The 21623-nt window shown below is 39.0% G+C and carries 23 protein-coding genes; 7 read left to right on the top strand and 16 right to left on the bottom strand.

Going from position 1 to position 21623, the window contains the following annotated elements; genetic code table 11:
• Window positions 1-78 precede the first annotated feature (78 nt).
• Window positions 79-1146 carry a D-alanine--D-alanine ligase gene (locus CUS89_RS08820; RefSeq protein ID WP_104871834.1) on the bottom strand — a complete coding sequence of 356 codons (1068 nt, stop codon included), beginning with the start codon at window positions 1144-1146 and terminating at the stop codon, window positions 79-81.
• A gap of 178 nt (window positions 1147-1324) precedes the next feature.
• Here CUS89_RS08820 and CUS89_RS08815 point away from each other — a divergent pair, with 178 nt between their 5' ends.
• Entirely contained in the window at window positions 1325-3070 is a 1746-nt protein-coding gene (locus CUS89_RS08815) for an ABC1 kinase family protein (RefSeq protein ID WP_104871833.1), read from the top strand.
• Window positions 3071-3248: 178 nt separating this feature from the next.
• On the opposite strand, the gene CUS89_RS08810 is transcribed toward CUS89_RS08815, so the two are convergent.
• The 10 genes from CUS89_RS08810 to CUS89_RS08765 form a co-directional block, all read right to left on the bottom strand.
• The gene (locus CUS89_RS08810; RefSeq protein WP_104871832.1) at window positions 3249-3614 is read right to left on the bottom strand and encodes a DUF2512 family protein; all 366 of its coding nucleotides are present in this window, start codon (window positions 3612-3614) and stop codon (window positions 3249-3251) included.
• A gap of 175 nt (window positions 3615-3789) precedes the next feature.
• A complete protein-coding gene (locus tag CUS89_RS08805; RefSeq protein ID WP_104871831.1) occupies window positions 3790-4236 on the bottom strand; it encodes a YaiI/YqxD family protein in 447 nt (148 codons plus the stop codon).
• Entirely contained in the window at window positions 4217-5590 is a 1374-nt protein-coding gene (locus CUS89_RS08800; RefSeq protein ID WP_104871830.1) for a hypothetical protein, read from the bottom strand. Before CUS89_RS08800 ends, CUS89_RS08805 begins: the two co-directional genes overlap by 20 nt.
• A 432-nt stretch (window positions 5591-6022) precedes the next feature.
• Complete coding sequence (locus CUS89_RS08795; protein WP_104871829.1) at window positions 6023-6514, bottom strand: GNAT family N-acetyltransferase; 492 nt, start codon at window positions 6512-6514, stop codon at window positions 6023-6025.
• A 22-nt stretch (window positions 6515-6536) separates the two neighbouring features.
• Complete coding sequence (locus tag CUS89_RS08790) at window positions 6537-7139, bottom strand: TVP38/TMEM64 family protein (RefSeq protein WP_104871828.1); 603 nt, start codon at window positions 7137-7139, stop codon at window positions 6537-6539.
• A gap of 266 nt (window positions 7140-7405) precedes the next feature.
• A complete protein-coding gene (udk, locus tag CUS89_RS08785) occupies window positions 7406-8035 on the bottom strand; it encodes a uridine kinase (protein WP_010734363.1) in 630 nt (209 codons plus the stop codon).
• Between the two features lie 83 nt (window positions 8036-8118).
• Entirely contained in the window at window positions 8119-8814 is a 696-nt protein-coding gene (locus CUS89_RS08780) for a YjjG family noncanonical pyrimidine nucleotidase (protein ID WP_104871827.1), read from the bottom strand.
• Between the two features lie 131 nt (window positions 8815-8945).
• Window positions 8946-9263: a hypothetical protein gene (locus CUS89_RS08775; protein WP_104871826.1), complete on the bottom strand. Its 318-nt coding sequence runs from the start codon at window positions 9261-9263 to the stop codon at window positions 8946-8948.
• A complete protein-coding gene (locus tag CUS89_RS08770) occupies window positions 9256-9567 on the bottom strand; it encodes a type II toxin-antitoxin system RelB/DinJ family antitoxin (RefSeq protein ID WP_104871825.1) in 312 nt (103 codons plus the stop codon). Before CUS89_RS08770 ends, CUS89_RS08775 begins: the two co-directional genes overlap by 8 nt.
• Window positions 9568-9638: 71 nt before the next feature.
• Entirely contained in the window at window positions 9639-10355 is a 717-nt protein-coding gene (locus CUS89_RS08765) for a 16S rRNA pseudouridine(516) synthase (RefSeq protein WP_104871824.1), read from the bottom strand.
• Between the two features lie 322 nt (window positions 10356-10677).
• Here CUS89_RS08765 and CUS89_RS08760 point away from each other — a divergent pair, with 322 nt between their 5' ends.
• The 3 genes from CUS89_RS08760 to CUS89_RS08750 all read left to right on the top strand — a co-directional run bounded on the left by CUS89_RS08760 (window position 10678) and on the right by CUS89_RS08750 (window position 13540).
• Window positions 10678-11286 (top strand): 50S ribosomal protein L25/general stress protein Ctc, encoded by a 609-nt coding sequence (locus tag CUS89_RS08760; RefSeq protein ID WP_019722688.1) that lies wholly within the window; start codon window positions 10678-10680, stop codon window positions 11284-11286.
• 336 nt (window positions 11287-11622) lie between these two features.
• Window positions 11623-11946 carry a DUF960 domain-containing protein gene (locus tag CUS89_RS08755; protein ID WP_071866112.1) on the top strand — a complete coding sequence of 108 codons (324 nt, stop codon included), beginning with the start codon at window positions 11623-11625 and terminating at the stop codon, window positions 11944-11946.
• Between the two features lie 217 nt (window positions 11947-12163).
• Window positions 12164-13540 carry an MATE family efflux transporter gene (locus CUS89_RS08750; protein WP_104871823.1) on the top strand — a complete coding sequence of 459 codons (1377 nt, stop codon included), beginning with the start codon at window positions 12164-12166 and terminating at the stop codon, window positions 13538-13540.
• Window positions 13541-13586: 46 nt separating this feature from the next.
• Here the strand turns inward: CUS89_RS08750 and CUS89_RS08745 are convergent, their stop codons facing one another.
• On the bottom strand, window positions 13587-14885 hold the full coding sequence (locus CUS89_RS08745; protein WP_104871822.1) for a hemolysin family protein: 1299 nt from the start codon (window positions 14883-14885) through the stop codon (window positions 13587-13589).
• Window positions 14886-15145: 260 nt separating this feature from the next.
• Between CUS89_RS08745 and pepG1 the strand changes: the two genes are divergently transcribed.
• Both pepG1 and CUS89_RS16585 read left to right on the top strand, forming a co-directional pair.
• Window positions 15146-15289: a type I toxin-antitoxin system toxin PepG1 gene (gene pepG1, locus CUS89_RS08740; protein WP_080674301.1), complete on the top strand. Its 144-nt coding sequence runs from the start codon at window positions 15146-15148 to the stop codon at window positions 15287-15289.
• Between the two features lie 193 nt (window positions 15290-15482).
• Complete coding sequence (locus tag CUS89_RS16585; RefSeq protein WP_374955052.1) at window positions 15483-15593, top strand: putative holin-like toxin; 111 nt, start codon at window positions 15483-15485, stop codon at window positions 15591-15593.
• Window positions 15594-15698: 105 nt separating this feature from the next.
• Here CUS89_RS16585 and CUS89_RS08730 read toward each other — a convergent pair whose 3' ends face one another.
• The 4 genes from CUS89_RS08730 to rpsO all read right to left on the bottom strand — a co-directional run bounded on the left by CUS89_RS08730 (window position 15699) and on the right by rpsO (window position 20788).
• Window positions 15699-17696 (bottom strand): KUP/HAK/KT family potassium transporter, encoded by a 1998-nt coding sequence (locus CUS89_RS08730; protein WP_104871820.1) that lies wholly within the window; start codon window positions 17694-17696, stop codon window positions 15699-15701.
• Window positions 17697-17796: 100 nt separating this feature from the next.
• Window positions 17797-18054, bottom strand: coding sequence for a GlsB/YeaQ/YmgE family stress response membrane protein (locus CUS89_RS08725; protein WP_065096493.1), 258 nt, complete (start codon window positions 18052-18054; stop codon window positions 17797-17799).
• Between the two features lie 175 nt (window positions 18055-18229).
• Window positions 18230-20341 (bottom strand): polyribonucleotide nucleotidyltransferase, encoded by a 2112-nt coding sequence (gene pnp / locus CUS89_RS08720; RefSeq protein ID WP_104871819.1) that lies wholly within the window; start codon window positions 20339-20341, stop codon window positions 18230-18232.
• 177 nt (window positions 20342-20518) lie between these two features.
• Complete coding sequence (gene rpsO / locus CUS89_RS08715; RefSeq protein ID WP_010734375.1) at window positions 20519-20788, bottom strand: 30S ribosomal protein S15; 270 nt, start codon at window positions 20786-20788, stop codon at window positions 20519-20521.
• Between the two features lie 242 nt (window positions 20789-21030).
• On the opposite strand from rpsO, the gene def reads away from it, so the two are divergent.
• The gene (gene def, locus CUS89_RS08710; RefSeq protein WP_010734376.1) at window positions 21031-21594 is read left to right on the top strand and encodes a peptide deformylase; all 564 of its coding nucleotides are present in this window, start codon (window positions 21031-21033) and stop codon (window positions 21592-21594) included.
• Window positions 21595-21623: the final 29 nt, after the last annotated feature.

Here is a 21623-nt window from a genome sequence, read left to right as displayed (position 1 = left end):
CCAGATGATCATCCACAACCTTTATTTTGATATACACACTACTTCGACACATGCATACTTGTGCTGATTACGTTTCAATTATGCAAAGAAACTTTGTCTTTGATTGTAACGGTTCAAGCCTAATTGGATCAATTCTTCGATCAAGTCACCGTATTTCAAGCCCATATTTTCCCATAGCAATGGGTACATGCTGAATGCTGTAAAGCCAGGCATTGAATTTAATTCATTAAGGAATAATTCGTTTTTATTCGTCAAGAAGAAATCACAACGGCTCAAGCCACTTCCACCTAACATCGTATAAGCTAATTTTGCGTACTCTTGTGCTTTTTGATGGACTTCTTCTGGTACTTCAGCTGGAATCTGCATCTCGATGCGATTATTGATGTACTTCGCTTCATAATCGTAAAATGCCACGTCTTTCACCACTTCACCAGGTAAGGTGGTGCGGACATCTTCATTTCCTAAAACAGCCACTTCGATTTCCCGAGCTTCGATCCCTTGTTCAACGATGGCACGTGAATCGTATTGGTAAGCTGTTGCTAAGGCATTCTGTAATTCTTCTCGATTTTCAGCCTTAGTGATCCCCACGCTTGACCCCATGTTTGCTGGCTTCACGAACATCGGATAAAGCAATGAGCCTTCACATTGGTCAAACACTTTTTTAGGATTTTCTTTCCATTGATTCTTCAAAACTGGAACATAGGGTACTTGCGGCACACCAGCTGCTTGTAAAATATATTTTGTCATGATCTTATCCATGGCACAAGCACTCGTCAATACCCCCGCACCGACATAAGGCATATTCAAGGTTTCCAAGAATCCTTGGATCGTACCATCTTCGCCATTTGGACCATGAAGAACTGGGAAGACGATGGTTCCTTCTTCTTTGATCTCTCCTGGATTGATGACAGTGCCGGTAAATCCTTCTGTCATTTTTCCACTTGGGTCCCACGTCAGGTGTAATTCTTCTTCACTTGTAGGTTTTTCAGTCAACAAGGGGCCTTTGACCCATTGGCCGTCTTTACTAATAAATACGAGCTGTACTTGATAATAAGCATAATAAATAGCATTTAAAACGGAAAACGCTGAAAGAATCGAAACTTCGTGTTCCGCACTGCGTCCACCATATAATAAAGTAATCTTCAAAAGATTTTCCTCCTGTATTCGATATCATTCATTTTTACTTCATATTTTAGCACAAAAACAAAAGATGCAAACAGCTTATTTGAAAAAAGGTGAGGGACATGTCATTTTATTCGTAAAACAGCGGAATAGTTGTCGCTTTTTTTCTTTATCGTTATGATAAGAGAAAGGAGGCATAGTTATGACTAAAACTACTTCTCGAAGTCGCTTGACAGAGATCATCCAAGTATTTATCAAAGAAAATGTTCTGCCTAATCTGATCCAACAAAAAAATCCAGAACAAGTAAAAAAAGCTTTTGAAGAACTTGGCTCAACCTTTATAAAAATTGGACAAATGCTTTCTGTACGTGATGATTTACTCTCTGCTGAGTTTACTAAGACATTCAAAACATTACAAGACAATGTACCAAGTGATCCCTTTGTCACGACGAAAAAAACGATTGAACAGGAATTAGACGCACCCTTAGAAACGATTTTTGATCATTTTAATAAAACACCTTTCGCTTCTGCCTCTATGGGCCAAGCGCATCGTGCAACACTAAAAAATGGCGATGCAGTCGTCGTAAAAGTCCAACATCCAAATATTGCGAAGGAAATCATGATGGACTTACAGTTATTTGAACGGGCAATCCCTTTGATCAAATATATTCCTGAAACAAGCGTGATCGATTTGAAAGGCGTGTTACAAGAAGTCAAACGTTCATTGACAAATGAATTGGACTTCTACAAAGAAAGTCAGAATGGCGCACGTTTCTACGATCTAAACAACCATTGGTATGAAATTCGATCTCCTAAAATCTATGAGCCACTTTGCACAAAAAAAGTCATTGTGATGGAAGAAATGCCTGGAAAGAACTTCAACCAATTGATGAATCTTGAAGAAACGGATGAACGGCTTATTGAAGCATATACTAATACACAACTGCAGCAACAAGTGGCAAAACGATTGATCGAACATTTTATGAAGCAAATCTTTGACGATGGCTTTTTTCATGCCGATCCACATCCTGGGAATTTATTGTTCCACCCTTTAAGCGTTGAAGAACTTTCAGAAAATGTAACGACAGACACAAAAGAACACCAAAAACAACTAGGCTCGTTTTCTTTCAAAACGACTGCTACTGTCACAGAACCATTACAGCCATATGCAATCAGTTATATTGATTTCGGTATGATGGGCAGTCTCTCCGCTTCGCTAAGACAAAAGCTGATGGAAATCGTCCTAGCGATTTACACACGAGATATTTACCGTATCGAAAAAGCCGTCATCAACTTATGCCAACAAGAAGGTCCTTTTGATGAAAGTGAATTCCATCAACAACTCGCTAGTTTTTTGACGCAATATTTAGACCTGCCGATCGAAGAAATCGACTTGCAAGAAGTCTTTGCGCAGATCGTCTCGATTTGCCACCAGAACAACTTACAGATCGATCGCGACATCACGTTATTACTTAAAGCGTTTAGTACATTAGAAGGAGTGATTCGTGTCCTTGATCCTGAAGTTTCTTTGATGGAAGTCGCTACGCCCATTGCACAACGTTATTTCTTGGCACATCTCTCTGTCGAAGATACATTGAAACAAGCAGGCTTAGACATATTAGATGGAATCAAAACCGTACCGAAAATCCCACAGCAAGTCTATCATCTCCTAGAAACTTGGCGTTCTGGACAAGGGAAAATCAATTTGGAGCTAAAAAAACAAGACCAATTGATGAGCCGGATCGAAAGTATGGTGAACCGCTTAGTATTTGGTGTGATACTCGCTGCGTTGATCGTCGGTTCTTCGCTGCTCGTCCAAGCTGCACCAGATGATCAAATCAATTTTATTACACTATTAGGTATATTCACGTATACGATCGCAGCTGTGGTCATTCTCTTTTTAGCTATTGATACATTGATCAAATATTATAAAAAAAGACGAAAATAAACGAAAACATCCCAAAATATGAAACTATTTTCGGATGTTCTCGTTTATTTTTTAGTTGTGTACTTTTGACACAACCTCATTGCTTGATGATTAGAGTTAAGGATACGTACTATTCCTGTTTTTTAGTCTGCAACCTTTTGCTCACTATCTATTTTAAAATTTTAGCTTTTTTGTTTGATTATTTCATTTTTCGTTCATCTGGTACGATTCTTTGTGAGAGCAACCACTTATGGAAGAACCATTCAGCGATCCCGATCAATAACGCAGGTACTAAAACCTTCATCCAAATATCCGTCATATCGTTCATAAAATAAAGATATAACCATAGAATGGCTGCAGCTGAACCAGCATCTGCAATTGTAGCCGCGATATTTCCTACTTTTCGTAAAATCAACAAATCACCTAATACATAGATCATGACAACAATGATCACTCCGACAATCGTCGAATCCATAAAACTAACACCATACAGTCCCGTTAAAACGATCCACAAAATTGCCCAAATCATGATTGCTTTTACCACCAACGCCTTCACATGTTTCATTTTCTGCACTCCCTTCTTTTTGGTTAAAAATATATGATTATATAATTAAATAATCTTCATAATTATATCCTTTGTTATAGAATCAATCAAAGATATCGTACTTATTCTAGCAATAAAAAAGATGAACACCGCTTCTGTTTAGTTAGAAACAATGTTCACCTATTTTATAATCTATTCAAATTTCTTTAAGCGCTCGGATCAATGCTTCTTTGAACCGTTGGTGATCTTCTTGAGTGAAAGGCTTTGGCCCTTTCGTGCGAATACCCGCTTTTCTCAACTTGCTGCTCTGGTAACGTTGTTCCAATAATCCATCAATGTTCGTGGTGTCAAACTCTTTCCCCGATTGATGAAATACCCGAACCCCTTTAGGTAAGACCAACGAAGCTAAGCCATAATCTTGAGTGATCAAAAAATCACCTTTTTTGATCAGTCCCACGATTTTATAATCTGCACTGTCTGCCCCTTTATCGACATAAACAAACTGTACATAGCTTGGATACTCTTTATTGGTATAGTGATCGACACTCGTCACGATCATTACCTCTAATTGAAAGGATGCCGCAATTTCGATCACGTCATTTTTCACTGGAGAGCCGTCACCATCAATGAATATTTTTCGCATGTTCTTTCCTCCATAAAAGATAGACAGCGATGACTCCAAGGATCAATACACTGACATTTATCCATTTTACGTAAACTAACAATTGGATCATCGCGTTTGGTACGCTCAGGCTACCAGTCAGTTGGAGCAATACACTCACAGGTTTGTCCAACCATTGTGCCATCACCAACATCAATGACATCAATAAGAATTGATGGGTCACACTTCCTTTGTTTTGCGTCGTAAACTTCTTGATCACGCGATTATCCATCGGTATTTCTGCGTCGATCTCATAATACGTACGATTTAACCAACTGCCTACTATCGCATGCCAAAAACTTAATAAGAATAAGCCAACCACAAAACCGATTTGTGGAAGCAACAGTACCATCAATGAACTAACTAATCCGGCTAGTTGAATGAGGACTGGTTCGATCGTCGGAATCTGGATCACTTGATTGCCAATGATTTTGGCTAACACCATCCCTGCAATATAAGGTAAATACATATACACGCCCAAATAGTCGAAACCATAGATACGACCGATATAGAGTGTCCCGAATAAAAAAAGGAAATTGCCTAACATCCCATTCAGAAAAGTAAAACTATTCAACCAAGTAGGTAATTTCCAATGCTTTCTCGCTCTCCCAAGATAAAAAGCCGCAAATAGAAACAACAACATAAAACCGTAGATTGCTACATCAAATAACGCAGGAGCAATCAACAACCGAGCATTCCTCAAAAGAAATAACAAAACGAAAAAGCCGATAAATAAAAGCAGCTCTTTTGTAACTACCACGTTCGATTTCATCTCTTTGAAATCTAATTCGTAGCGCGGATAATGACTGACCGTATGGTATGCCATAATGTAGAACAATGTATATAAAGCTAACGTCATGACGACTTGTGTCGACTCAGGCAGCTCGATCACCCGAAACAAAAGAAGCAACAACAAAATCGCAAACGGGAACTTATTTGCTGATATGTTCGTGAATCCTTGTTGTTTCTCATGATAATTCACCGTGATATTTGTGGGGATCAACCAAGCCGCACTTAGACCTAAAAGTACACTTGATAGATAATACAACGGAAAATAGAGGGCACCAAAAATCCCCACCAACGAACCTGCACCACCCATCAATAAAGAAATCATCAATAAGGTATAACTATCTAGACCAAAGCGAATACTACTCACTAAAAACAGGCCGGTCATCCGAAAGGTATAGAACAACGTGAAGGGTAAAATCGATAACCATTGGTTCCCATCACTCAAACTTAAAAATAAAAGATACGGTACCAAGATGACCGTATTACTCAAAATAAAAGGCGTCGTCTGGGTAAAATTCCGCCCAAATTGTTTGATTTTATCAATCATATAAAAACTCCTTACGTATTAAACATGAGTTACTTGTCATGTCAACACAGCATCTCTATAGACATACACACATGCCTGTGGGTACAAAACTGATTATACCATAGGAGCAAAGCAGCCAACACCCTATAGAGGTTGTGAAAGAAGCACCTAGATACGCACCCATCTAAAGACAAAAAAACAGGAACTCCACAAAATTTGACTAGCAAATTTGGGAATTCCTGCTTTTTTTGAGCGTTGAACATTTCTGTTCGCCACTCACTGGTGCCTGAAAGATTCAGACAGACAAGTCCTTCTCCACAAAAGTCTTGTCCAGCACGCCTACATCCGGTAGGTGATCCGTGGATCATGTGCCGCCAAAATCAATTAGACCTCTAACGTTCAGAGATCTTCTCGACCCGTCGCATAACGTATACTTTAACACAAGCAACCATTTTATGCGAGTCTTTTTTTCATTTTATAATCAACCATTTGAAATCCTTCGCCGATGTCAGTGATCAATTCTTCCTCAATGACAAATCCCTGATGTTGATAGACTGCGATAGCTTGTTGATTTCCTTGATTGACGCGCAAGAAAATTTCCTGTGCTCCTGTTTCTTTGGCTAATTGTTCGTACCAACGAAACACTTCAGAGGTCAAACCTTTTCCTCGCACTTCCTGAAGAATATAGAGTTTACTTAAATAGATCGAAGAACCCATCTTTTCATAAGCAGTATAGCCAACCGTCCGCCCATCTAGCTTCAACAAGAAGTAGTTGACTCCTGTTGCACATTCTTTTTCGATCTGTTCTTTTGATTGATATGTCTCCAACATATAAGCGACTTGCTTTTGACCGATGATTGGCGTAAAGGCTTCAGGCCATACTTCATGGATAACTGCCACGAGTTCATCGAGTTCTTTCTCAGTTACTGTTACTTTCTCTAACATTTATTCTCCCCCGTTCAATGAACTAAAAATGCCCTTGTGCCTGTTGGAATAAAAACAACATGATCATACTATATACAGCGACAGACCAAGGTTTTAAAAGAATAACGATTTGCATGTATTCTCTAAATGAAAGCTTCGTCAACCCAGCGACGAGACAAATCAAATCATCTGGCGCAAAAGGCAAAAGTAAGGTAACGATCAATACCTTTTTGATATTATTTGTTTTTTCAATGACTAGCTGTTCAAATTTTTGGAATTTTTTTGGTGATAGGATGAAACGGACAAAACTCGTGCCATAATAACGCACAAATAAAAAGCCGATTGCTTCACCAATAATCAAGCCAATACAACTATACAGCAACCCAAAGACATTTCCAAACATCAACATCCCCGCAACAGAAGAAATCCCTCCTGGCAGAATCGGAATGATCACTTGGATGATTTGGATAAGAATAAATAAAATGACCGCATAACTTCCAAACTGTTGCATGAATTGTTGCAAAGAATCTGCCGATTGAAAGATGCCATGTCGATACCCATGCATGATCAATATGAAAAAAATACTTAACCCAAGGAGTGGTGCAAATTGGATGGTTCTATGTACCCATGTTTTTTTCTCAGCCATACGTTTCTCCTACACTTTTCATTTTTCTATGTTTCATAAAAGAACAGTCAAAGGCAAGTACAAGATAGCCATACTCAGCTCCAAGAAATAAATCGTAAGCTTGGAACATCGGTCATCTTATGCCCATCCCAAATAAATGGTGAGAAGTAGCTCCTTCAGAAATAAGCGTGAAATCCCAAAAATTTGAAGAACAATTTTCGGTGTTTCACGCTTATTTCTCGAAGTTGAGCACTTCTGTTACAGTCCTATCACCTGTTCTTATCTTTTTACTGGTGATTCAAAAAACTAGCTACTTTTGTTGTGATCAAGTCGATGGCTACGTGATTTTCGCCACCTTCTGGAACAATGATATCAGCGTAACGCTTCGTTGGTTCAATAAACTGATGATACATCGGCTTAACGACGGTTAAATATTGTTCGATCACAGAATCCAAGGTACGGCCGCGCTCTTCCATGTCACGTTTGATGCGCCGAATGATCCGAATGTCATCGTCTGTATCTACATAGATCTTGATATCCATCAAATCACGTAAACGCTCGTCTTCTAAAATCAAGATACCTTCCAAAATAATCACTTCTTTTGGTTCTTGGATGATCGTTGCTTGACTTCTCGTATGGGCAACATAATCATAGACTGGTTTTTCAATGGCTTCATAGTTCAGTAGTTTTTCAACGTGCTGGATCAGCAGTTCATTATCAAAGGCAAAAGGATGATCGTAGTTTGTATTCAAACGTTCTTCAAAGCTAAGATGACTTTGATCTTTATAATAAGAATCTTGTTCAAGCATCATGATGGAGTGGTCTGGAAAGTGACTAAAAATCCCTCGGCTGACGCTTGTCTTTCCGCTTCCCGATCCGCCCGTCACACCAATGATAATTGGCTTGCTTTTTGTCATTGACTAAAACCTCTTTCATATCCGTTTTTTCATTCTAATCTATTATAGCGAAAAAAAAGGAAAATGCACTATTTTTCTGAAAATTAATGAGGTGAGATTTCCAAGATAGAGTAAAGCTCTTCTAAAGAATCAACACGGTACGTAGGTTGGATCTCTGGCATTTCAGGTAATCTATTTTTATTGAACCAGATCGTATCGATTCCTGCTTCATTCCCGCCTTTGATATCGGAAGTCAATGAGTCACCGATAATCACCGTTCGCTCTTTATCCAACTCAGGAATGTTTGCAAATACGTGATCAAAGAAAGCCTTCATAGGCTTTTGTGCGCCAATCGCTTCTGAGACAAAAATTTCTCGAAAATAATGGATCATCCGAGCATCTGTTAATCGTTGATGTTGGGTTTGAGAAACTCCATTCGTCACTATATAAAGTTCAGCTTCACTTGACACTGCTTCCAGTAATTCATGACTTCCAGGAATCCAATGATGGCCCTGATTCAAATAATGTCGATAACGTTGATCCATTGCTTGGCTATCTACAGTCTTGCCGAACTGTTGGAACAACAGACCAAAGCGGTTGCCTGTCACTTCATCTCTTGTCATCTGCCCCTTTTCAAATTCTCGCCATAAATGATGATTCAATGCTTTATAACTTGTTCTGATTTCTGGTGTCAGTTCAATGCCTTGTTCCGCAAACAGTTGGTGCAAGGCTTCTGCTTCTGTTTGTTGAAAATCTAACAACGTATCATCTACGTCAAATAATAATGTATGATATTTCATCTGATTCTCCTATTTCTTCTATATTTAATGTTTAGTTTATTTGCATTTTCGTGGGTTGTTAGGTTGTTATTCATAAAACAAAGAAACAAGTGCTTAGAATCGTCGTCTGTACACTTGCTTATTTGATCGCACTAAATCATTTTAGAAAGTCCAACAATATCTTCTTCTGAGAAGTGCCCAATGACTCTGTAAGGGTTGAAGTTACTCTTCAGTTCAAATCGGTTTCCTGTATCGACCCAAGATTTCCTCTTTAATCCTGCAGAATCTAAGTCTTTTATTTCGTAATATCGCTTTTTGATTGTCTCTGATTTATTCTCGTATTTACTTGTAATAGGAAGAATCAAGAATGCTTCTCTGCTTCGGAGACGGATAGCAATAGCAGAACGAGTCTCCCCTCCACTGCCATCGTTAAAAGGAATATAGATTAAGAACACGTCGTGACTATTCATCTAAGTCTCTCATCCATGACACTAAATCTTCGTGATCACCGCTATCTTCTGGCGCATTAGTTTCAACAGACGCTTCCGCAACTCTCATTAACTGCAGTTCAGCCTTCTCTTTGCTTGTTAAAGATAAATCAAATGGAATTTCTCCTCTAGCTGCTACCCTTTTATATAAAGCAGTGATGACGATTGATGGATTTACTCCTAATGAATCTAAAATGCTTTCAACATCAGTAGCTAAATTCTTATTGATATTCACTTGAACTTTCTTATTTTCGTTGATTTTGTCTTTTCCTTCGATTCCAGACATAGAATATCACCTCTTACTCCTAATAGGAGTATATTAAAAATTCATCGAATGAAATACTCAATTCACTTTTATTATTTAAAATATTTTTTTAGTTTTTTTAGTTCATCTAACGTCAATGAACGATATGAACCTTCAGCTAAATGTGGATCTAACTGTAATGGACCCATGCTGATACGGTGTAACGCAGTCACTTTTTTTCCACAAGCCAAAAACATTTTTTTCACTTGATGGAATTTTCCTTCTTGGATCGTCAGGCGTACGATACTTTGACCTTGTTGGATGTCCAAGACTTCTAGATGGGCTGGCAAGCACTGATAGCCACTATCAAAGATGATCCCTTTTTCAAAAGCGAATCGATCGGCTTCTGTCACTTGTTCATTGACAACTGCTACGTATGTTTTCTTCACTTTCTTCTCAGGCAGTAACATTTCATAGCCTAATTGTCCATTTGAAGTGATTAGCGATAACCCTGTTGTATCACGATCTAATCGCCCCACTGGATACAAAGGCTGTGTGCGGTCGGCTGAAGCCAACAAATCGATAACAGTCGTTTTGTGAATGTCTGTCACCGCTGTTACTGCTCTTTTCGGTTTATTCAGCATAAAGTATACTTCATTTGTATGTAGCTTTACGCCATCCACTTCGATACAATGGAGCAAACTATCCACATTACGATTCTGTTTCTGTTCCACTTTACCATCGATACGAACGAGTTTCATCGCAAAAAGTCGTTTCATCTCTTTACGTGATGTATCTAATTCTTTTTCTATTAATTTATCTAACCGCATAACTGCTTCCTTTCCTAGCTACATACGCATTATAACCTTAAACTTACACCTTGCAAAATGGAAACGTTAAGTTGTTTCCTTGACTTACTTGGAAATTCGCGTTACGGTTAAAGAGTAAAGTGAATTGGATTTCTCATACACAGCGTAATGACCTGGTGGAGAAAAGTTGAATCCTGACTTTTTAAGGGCAGATGCGCGCATCTGTCTTTTTGCGTTTTTTTCGCGCTACCTGATAATGTGCAAGAGACCATGTGACATTCACTTAAATAAAATCTGTCTGACACCAAAGCAGATAGTCACATTTTAAGGAGGAATTTTGGTTATGTCAGTATCATTAGAAGTAAGTAAAAGAGAAGTACGTCCCCGTTCATTGAGAAACAAATTGCGTCATGAAGGAAAAGTTCCTGCAATCGTTTATGGCTACAATGTAGAAAGCACACCCATTTCATTTGATAGTGCGACATTTAGCAAAGTATTGCGTGAAAATGCCGCAAACACAGTTATCACAATGAATATTGAAGGAAAAAAAGTCAACACACTTGTTCATAAAGTCCAATCAAACACATTTACCAACCAGTTAGAACACGTGGAGTTCCTATCTGTTAATATGACAGAAGAAACAGAAGTCGAAACAGAAGTTGTCCTTGTCGGCGAATCTACTGGTGTGAAATCTGGTGGTGTATTGGCTCAAAACCTATATACTGTGATTGTTTCTGCTACGCCAGATCAATTACCAGAAAACATCGAAGTGGATATCACTGATTTAGCATTAGGTGATTCGATCACTGTAGCGGATCTACCGAAAAATGACGCATACACGATCATTACTGATGGAGAAGAACAAATCGCCGCAGTTGTTGCACCAACAGAAGAAGAAGAATCAACTGGTGAAGCAGCAGAACCAGAAGTGATTGGTTCAACTGAAGAATAAACGTCTTTTGATCAACGAAGCAGTGACTTGTGTCATTGCTTCGTTTTTTTTATTTCTCTCTAAAAAAAGGTTTTTACAAGAATGGTATATTCCTATTTGTTGCCCTTGATTCGTATTTTTTTATTTTTCCATAAGGTTAAAAACCCTTATGGAATAAGGTTTTCGCATGACCACTTAAAAAATTCTTATACTTTGAAAAAAAGTATGCAAATATTGTTGCATTTTGTATAAATGTTTATTAGAATGAACCAACGTTAAAAAAGTATAACTCGTTTATCCTGATAATAATATGTTGTTCTCGTCATTTCGGTTTTTTAGACAAAGGAGGCTAAGCCGATGTTTGAAAGTTTTGATAATAGCCGTAATCGATACGCATCACTAGGTGTGGTATCAAGTTTACCAGATGAACTGATCGATAGTATCTGGTTCGTTATTGATTTAGACCTTAAGGGTGTTATTCCGTTAGATAATATTTTAGCTTTTGATTTAATCAACAATCATGGGAAAGTAACCTTGCATTTTTCTCAAGCAGGCAGTACCGTCGAGATGGGGATCGATTTACCATTCCCTTATTCTCCACAGTATCCGGCGCAAGTATTTGCCTATGATGATGGGACCAGAGAAACCATTCTTCTCCCAAGTGAAATTAAACAATACTAAACAAACCCTTTGTTTTGCACGATAGCCAAGTAAGTTGACTCTTTGATTTTCATCGCAGACTCACTTCTTGGCTACTTTTATGATGACCTTCTCTGAAAACTTTCAGAAAACATAAAGCATTTTAGCTATTTATTTATCATCAGATTCTAATTGGTATTCCAAGGGTAAACACTATATACTACTAACTAAATTTTAAAAGAAATAAGGAGTTTACAAGATGCGCGATTTAACAAAAGGAAGCCCAGCCAAACTGATTTTGCTATTTACTGTCCCTTTATTGATAGGGAATGTTTTTCAGCAGTTCTACAACATGGTAGATATGATCATCGTTGGGCAGACATTAGGGAAAAACTCACTAGCAGCTGTAGGAGCTACCGGTGGATTAACTTTCTTGATTATTGGTTTTGCTCAAGGACTAACTGCTGGTTTAGCCATTATTACAGCACAACGATATGGTGCAAAAGACTTCCGCGGTTTGAAAAAAAGTTTTGCTACAAGTGTCATGATTAGTGTAATTGTTACTGTGATTTTAACTGTCCTTAGCTTAGTATTTATTCGTCCGATGCTCCAGTTGATGCAAACACCTGCAGATATCATTGATGAAGCACAAACATTCATCGTGATCATCCTATGGGGAATCTTTGCTGCCGTCAGCTTCAATTTATTGTCAAATGTTATTCGCGCACTTGGTGATAGTCGAACACCTTTACTCTTTTTGATCGTTGCGGTAATTATCAACGTTGTCTTGGATTTGATCTTTATTATCAACTTCGGTATGGGAGTAGAGGGCGCAGCTATTGCAACAGTGATTGCGCAAATTGCTTCTAGTCTATTATGCATCGTCTATATCAAGAAAAAGATCCCGATGCTTCAATTACGTAAAAAAGATTTTTCGTTCGATAAACAAGAAATCCGTATGCATTTGAATGTTGCTTTACCCATGGCTTTTCAATCTTCAATCATTGCGATTGGTGCAATCGTCTTGCAATCTGCATTGAACAGCTTAGGTACAGATGTCGTAGCTGCCCAAGCAGCAGCTGGTCGAATCGATCAATTTGCTGTTCAACCTATGATGTCCTTTGGGATTGCGATGGCGACTTTTGCGGCACAAAACTATGGGGCGAAACAATATGGCCGTATCTTAAAAGGCGTTCGTCAAACATTAGTGATGAGTATCGGCTTTAGTTTCTTAGCCGGAGCAATTGTCATTTTCCTTGGCCGACCATTGGTGAGCTTGTTTGTCAGCCCAAATGAAACTGTCGTTTTTGATTTGGCACAAACGTATTTCAACATCAACGGCTCACTTTACTGGATCTTAGCCATCCTATTTATCTTACGTTACACTTTACAAGGACTTGGTCAAAGTAAAGTGCCGACGATTGCAGGGATGATGGAACTGATCATGCGTTCTTTTGCCGCAATTATTCTGACTGGAATCTGGGGCTATCCAGGAGCCGCTCTCGCTTCACCACTTGCTTGGGCTGGTTCTGTAGTCGTCTTGCTCTACTCTTATATCCGCGCTGTGAAACATTTGAAACAGCTAGATGCCGAACAACAGCAATTTTCAATTGAAGATGCTGAAATCAGTTATTAGATTCAAAAAAAGTGTTCCTCCTATATTATGGGAAGAACACTTTTTTTTATGGATTCGTTGGTAAAATCACCAAGCTGAAATAGTCGATATGTGCATGATCATATTCCAAAACTGTAAATTGGAATTGTCCAATCGTGATCACTGTACCTGGTTCGATCTCTTTTTGATAGCTCGACATAAAACCAGCGAGAGTGATGAAATTCGTTTCTTCAAATTCTGGCACATCCTCATTGAAGTAGCGCTCAAAATCATCAAGTGTCAATTTACCTGAAACAATATAGCTGCCATCTGCTTGTTTCGCAATCAACGCTTGGTCCACATCTGTTTCATCTCGAATCTCACCGACGATTTCTTCTAAAATATCTTCGATTGTGACAAGTCCACTTGTCCCACCATACTCATCCTTTAAGATCGCTATATGTTTTCCTTTTCTTCGCATGATCGTCAATAGTTTTTTGATGGGGATGGTTTCTGCGGTCACGATTGGTTCTTCAATCAGAGACTCCACCGTTATCTGATCATCTTCTAAAGATTGTTTGATCAACGAAGGTAATGTAACGTATCCTAACACATTATCTTTGGATTCCAGTATGACAGGATATCTCGTATGCCCACGTTCAATCGATTCCTTGATGGCTTGTTTGACTGTATCTGACGCATCAAATACTTGCATCGATGTCCGATCTACTTGAATGTCTTTTGCCAGCGTGTCATCAAACTCGAAGACATTTTCTAAATACTGGTATTCATCCTTTGTCAACTCACCTTGCTGGTAAGAATTGAGGGCAACTAAAGTCAATTCTTCTTGCGAGAGTGTTTCTTCACCTTCTGATACTAGTTTCACGCCTAGCAATTTACCTAAGCTTGCTGCCGAATGATTCAACACCCAGATGAAAGGAAACATCGCCAGATAAAAATAATGCAAGGGTCTGACTACGAATAACACCACTTGTTCCGTATTGACGATACTATAACTTTTCGGCAAAAGTTCCCCCACCACAACGTCGACATACGTCACCAGAATGAACCCTATTGCGACAGAGATCGTTGCACTTATTCCCCGTCCGATTGGGAGCTGACCGATCCAAGGTTCCAACAATGCTGCCACAGAACCTTCGCCAACCCAACCAATGATCAAGCCTGTCAATGTGATACCCAACTGACTTGCAGATAAATAATCGTCTAAATGGTGGGTCACATGTAACGCTAGTTTGGCGTTCTTCACGTCGTCTTTTTCCAATTGCTCTAAACGGGAACGTCTGATTTTTACCAAAGCAAATTCACTCGCAACAAAAAAAGCAGTGATTGCTATCATCAAAAATAATATGACAAAATTTAATACCATTTGTTTCGCCTCACTTTTCCATTTCAATTGTACAACTTTTCATAAAAAGAGTATAACTAGGAGGCTTTTGATTTCTGCTTCTCCCACTAGATCACTTTAAATAATGGGAGGATTTATTCACTTGTATCACTAGCATTCAACAGCTATTCAATAACAAGAAAATTTATAAATTAAGGTTTAAAATCTGCGCATGTGCTATGCTATTACGTGACAGTACAGTTTAATGACGGTGGCTATCCTTCGAAAGCGAGGTGGTGCGTATGCACATACTTTCTAAATCTTACGAAAGGAGACGCCTTTTGTCGGCACTCGATACAGTCCAATTGATGCTCAGCTTTGGTATGTTTACCATCGCTCTGGTCACATTGGTTGTAGCATTGCTCAGCGACGACAAAAAGAAATAACCGTCCTCGGCCTAGGACGGTTATTTTTATAACAATTAACTAAACCTATGCCGCTGTTTTTTAAACAACGCTGTCAAAGGGGAGTTGTTGACGCAACTCCTCTTTTCGTATGTAGTATAGCATACTATCGACAAGCTTGCTAGATTAAGTTCTAGGGAAGATCCTCTGTCAGTTGGGCATTCAGTTTAAATTGATGCTCAGCTTTGGTATGTTTACCATTGCCTTGATCACGTTGGTTGTAGCATTGCTTAACGAAAAAAGAAATAGCCGTCACTTTAACAGGAGACTAGCTATTTCTTTTTAGAGATATTTAGATTTATACCACTGTTCTTTAAACAGCGCTGTCAAAGGGGAGTTGTTATCGCAACTCCTCTTTCCAGTTTTAGTATAGCATAAACTAATTCTTTATCTACTTATTTTTTCGTTCTTTCAACCACGTTTTTCTTGTTCCACCAATCAGCAAAGGTACTGTTTCATGTTTGACTTCACTGTATTCTAAACCAAACCATGTTTCTGGCGTCGTAGCGATTTTCTTGATTGCAAGTTTGGCTTGCATGATTTGTCGTTCCCATTTTCCAAGAGTTGTTACATTGGAAACTACTTCGTCGATCAAGATGAATTGGAAATCGCCGACTTCTCTTCCTGGAGTCAATGAATACGTTTGTGGTTGTTTTGGTAGACGTCCTTGTTTCATTAAATCATGGATGATTTGTCGAACGTAGACATTGATTTCTTGTTGTACGCGGAATCCTAAGAACAGGTTCACTTGAACAACGAAATCGGTTCCCATCATATCCACTTGATATTCTTTCGTATAGGGTTCATCGGTTACTTCTACGTGTACAAACCAATAGGCCTTCGCCCGCTTTGGTCGTTTATCTAAAATGGAATACACGAACTGACGACCGACCTTCCCATCTGCCATATCCGGCACTAAGAAAACCACATTCGTTTGATACATTGGTAAGGTCTTGTCCTCTTTCAATGCTTGAAGTTGTGGAATATATTCTTTTAACGCCACTTCTTCTGCGACCGATTCACGAATGATATTTCCTTGTTCCCAAACAAACATGACCGCTAAAATAACTAAAGCAATCAACACAGCGACAAAACCGCCATGGAAGAACTTCACGATACTTGAAATAAAGAAGACGACTTCGATTGCCCCAAAGAAAAAGGTAATTGTATGAGCCAGCCACTTCGGATAGCCAGTTTGAAGCAAATAGAAATAAAGTAAAGCAGTCGTCATCAACATCGTTACGGTAATGGACAGCCCATACGCAGCTTCCATATGGTGTGAGGTTCTAAAGGTAACGACAACCAGTGAACAAGCAATCCATAGAATCAAATTCACTGCCGGAATATACATCTGTCCGATACTGCTTCCAGGATACATGATTTTCAACCGAGGCAATAATTTCAATTTGATTGCTTCTGAAACTAGAGTAAATGATCCAGTAATTAGCGCTTGCGAAGCGATAACGGCCGCAATCGTTGCAAATATGACCCCAATAACGGTAAAACTAGCCGGCATCATTTTGAAAAATGGATTCAAGTTTTCAATCGCTTGTGTTTCTGGATTTTGATAGACATTCAACAACCATGCTGCCTGCCCAAAATAATTCAATACCAAACATACTTTGACATATGGCCAACTTAAACGGATATTTCGTTTTCCGACATGTCCTAAGTCAGAATAAAGCGCCTCTGCCCCAGTAGTAGCTAAAAAGATATTCCCTAGAATAAATAGCCCTAGCTTATTATCAGGACTAAATAGCAACTGGATCGCATAATAAGGATTCAAGGCACGGATCACTGTCCAGTCTTGACTGAAATTAAACAAGCCCATGCCACCTAAAAAGGTGAACCATAAAAACATAATCGGTCCAAATGCTTTACCGACGACTTCTGTACCGAACCGTTGGACCATGAACAAAACAAAAATAATAACTAAAGTAATGATGACAATGATATTCTGGTCATTGCCGAAACGGTCAAAGAATTGTGGAATCCCACGTAATCCTTCAATAGCAGTCGTAACCGTTACTGCTGGAGTAAGTACCCCATCTGCTAATAATGCTGCGCCACCGATCATTGCAGGTATGATCAAATATTTACCGCCTTTTCTAACCAAAGTATATAAAGAAAAGATCCCACCTTCTCCATGGTTATCTGCATTTAATGCAATCACGACATATTTGATCGTCGTTAATAATGTCAAAGTCCAAAAAATCAAGGAGACTGCTCCGATAACAAAATCTGGGTTGATCCCCCGCAAGCCGCCATTATCCTCTACAATAGCTTTCATTACATAAAGCGGACTGGTACCGATATCTCCATAAACAACCCCCATGGCGACTAATAACCCAGCCATCGAGATTTTTTTTGTGTTATGCTTTGTTGTCACTGTTCCCCCTCATTTCTCCAATCCTATGATTGACCTAAATTCCACCTAATTATCCAAGTATTCAACGTCGGTGTCAATAAATCAGCTAAAAATAACCGATTCATCGACGTCTTCTTAAATAATCGGCTGTAAAGGAGTAAAGAGCCAAACAAACGAGTGCCCCGATCAATGATGGGATAAGATAAAAGCCACTGATCGACGGACCTAGATCACCTAACACAAATTCACCTAGCCAACTACCAAAGAAACCAATGATAATATTTCCAGTTACGCCCCCTGGAACATCTTCATTAAGAACAGCTCCAGCAACGAATCCTAATACGCCACCTACAATCAGTGAGAATAAAAAATGGATCATTTCCATTCCTCCTTTTGCACTTTAAATAACTAAGTGTTTTTTAAGAAAATATAAATTGACCCTTTATGCCTTTTACTTTAACGATTTTAAAAAATAAGCGTACTACTTTTGAAAATATAAAATTATTTTCGTAGTAGTACGCTTATTAAAAAACTTTTATCTTAAAACAGTGGAATTACTTCTTTTCCTCTTCGTTCAACATTGCTTTTCTTGAAAGATTCACACGACCTTGTTTGTCGATCTCTGTCACTTTCACCAACACTTCATCGCCTAACTTCACAACGTCTTCTACATTGTTCACACGTTCATTCGCTAATTGAGAAATGTGGACTAAACCGTCTTTTCCTTTGATCAAGTTGATAAATGCACCGAATTTTTCGATACGTACAACTTTACCAAGGTAGACTTCGCCAACTTTGACTTCTTTTGTCAAGTCTTCAATGATCTTGATCGCTTTTTGGATCATTTCTTTGTCAGAAGAAGCAATACTTACTTTACCGTCTTGATCGATGTCGATCTTCACGCCTGTTTCATCAATGATTCCATTGATCGTATCGCCACCTTTACCGATGACATCTTTGATTTTCGCAGGATCGATTTGGATCATTTCGATTTTCGGTGCATATTGGCTAAGCTCTTCACGTGGTGTCGCAATCGTTGAAGTCAATTCTTCTAGGATTTCCATACGTGCTTGTTTTGCTTGTGCCAATGCTTCTTTTAAGATTTGTTCTGTGATACCTTGGATCTTGATATCCATTTGTAGCGCTGTGATTCCATCTTTTGTTCCGGCAACTTTGAAGTCCATGTCGCCTAAATGGTCTTCTAGACCTTGGATGTCTGTTAAAATCGTGTAGTTTTCACCATCAGATACTAATCCCATAGCAATACCAGCAACAGGGGCTTTGATTGGCACACCTGCATCCATCAATGCTAATGTCCCTGCACAAATACTTGCTTGAGAAGATGAACCATTTGATTCAAGTACTTCTGCCACTAGACGGATCGTGTAAGGAAACTCTTCTTCTGAAGGGATCACTTGTGCTAATGCACGTTCACCTAATGCACCATGACCGATTTCACGACGACCTGGTGATCCGGCGCGACCAGTTGAACCCACAGAAAATTGTGGGAAATTGTAATGGTGGATGAATCGTTTGCTGACTTCTACACCTAAGCCATCAATGATTTGGTGTTCTCCTAAAGGTGCCAATGTACATGATGATAGTGCTTGTGTTTGTCCACGAGTAAATAATCCAGAACCATGAACACGTGGCAACAAGCCAACTTCTGATGCTAAAGGACGGATCTCATCTAATTTACGACCATCAGGACGGATTTTGTCAATCGTGATCAATTCACGAACGACATCTTTTTCAAGATCTTCCGTAATTTGTTTCACTTCTTTTAGTAATTGCGCTTCGTCTTCATGACCGGCAAATTTCTCTGCATAAGCTTCGCGAATATCGATTTTCACTTGGTCGATATTATCTTCACGAGCTAATTTTTCTTCTGTCATGACCGCTTCTTTCATCGTGCCATACGATGCATCAAAAATTTCTTTTTTCAAGTCAGCATCGACTTGTAATAAAGAAACTTCCATTTTTTCTTTGCCGACAGCTTGAACGATTTCTTCTTGGAATGCGACTAATTCTTTGATTGCGTCAAATCCAAATAACAATGCGCCCAACATATCTTCTTCAGAAACTTCTTTTGCGCCACTTTCAACCATGTTGATTGCTTGTTTTGTACCAGCAACGCTTAATTCGATATCGGTAGTCTCTGCTTGTTCAACTGTTGGATTCAAGACGTATTCGCCATTCACACGACCCACTTCAACACCTGCGATCGGTCCATCAAATGGGATATCTGAAATCGATAAAGCTAATGAAGAACCTAACATTGCTGCCATTGCTGGAGAACAATCTGTTTCCACACTCATCACGATATTTGTGACTTGGACTTCATTACGGAAACCTTCCGCAAACATTGGACGAATCGGGCGATCGATCAAACGAGCAGTTAAGGTTGCTTCCGTACTTGGACGACCTTCACGTTTGATAAATCCTCCTGGGATCTTACCAGCTGCATACATTTTTTCTTCATAATTGATCGTCAATGGGAAGAAATCTGTATCTTTTGCTTCTTTTGAAGCGACTGCCGCACTTAATACGACCGTATCACCATAACGAACTAATACTGCTCCGTTTGCTTGTTTGGCTAATTGGCCAACTTCGATCTCTAAGGGACGTCCGCCCCATGTCGTTTTAAAAACTTGTTTTTCTGACATAAATACTCCTTTTCCTTCTCGTGAACGCTAGACGCTACTAAACAAATGAAAACCGCGAAAGCGTACTTTTGCACCTTTCATTTGGTTAGTAGGAGTCCATCGAGCTGATTCACAGAAATGTTTGATAGTTTAAAGTAAAAAAGTGAGATTCACGCGAACCCCACTTTCTGTTAAAAATTAACGGCGTAAGCCTAGACGTTGGATCAATTCACGGTAACGTTGAACGTCAGTTTTACGTAAGTAAGCTAACAAGTTACGACGATGACCAACTTTTTTCATCAAACCACGGTATGAATGATGATCTTTTTTGTGAACACGTGCATGTTCGTTCAAGTGGTTGATTTCTTCAGTTAATACAGCGATTTGTACTTCTGGAGAACCAGTATCTCCTTCATGACGTGCGTAATCTTTGATGATTTCGTTTTTGCGTTCTTTTGAAATTGCCATTTCTTTCACCTCGTTTAATTATTCCCCTGTGACTGAGTAAAACGTTGGTGATTCGTTTAACCAAGTAACAGGACATATGCTTTAAACATACAGCTATACTTTACCTGAATCTTTCTAATAAATCAAGTGTAGAATCCTTAAGAAAATCTAGTTGATTAAACAATCAGGCTACTACTTTTTCAAATTTATGGTAAACTATTAACCGAAAAGAGAGTGTTTGATAAGAAAGGGGTACATATTCCATGATCACAATGGATGATATTATTCGAGAAGGCAATCCAACATTACGTGAAGTAGCGCAAGAAGTCGCTCTTCCACTCAGTGAGGAAGATCTTTTATTAGGAGAAGAAATGTTGGAATTTCTTAAAAATAGCCAAGATCCAATCAAAGCAGAAGAATTAAATTTACGTGGTGGTGTCGGCCTAGCTGCGCCTCAGCTTGATATTTCAAAACGGATCATTGCGGTCCATGTACCAAATCCAGATCCAGAAATCACAGAACCGACGTTGAGTACGGTCATGTATAATCCAAAAATCTTGAGCCATTCCGTCCAGAATGCTTGCTTAGGCGAAGGTGAAGGCTGTTTATCAGTCGATCGTGAAGTCCCTGGGTATGTTGTGCGTCATGCAAAAATCACGCTTTCATATTATGACAAGAACGGTGAGAAACAAAAAATCCGTTTGAAAAATTATGAATCTATCGTAGTACAACATGAAATCGACCATATCAATGGCGTAATGTTCTATGACCATATCAATGATCAAAATCCTTTTGCCTTAAAAGAAGGCGTCTTGGTGATCGAGTAGTAATGGATAATCACAAAAAAGACCAGAGA

The sequence above is a fragment of the Enterococcus mundtii genome, from assembly GCF_002947535.1.
GTDB lineage: Bacteria > Bacillota > Bacilli > Lactobacillales > Enterococcaceae > Enterococcus_B > Enterococcus_B mundtii_B.
This window is presented reverse-complemented; position numbering and strand designations above follow the sequence as displayed.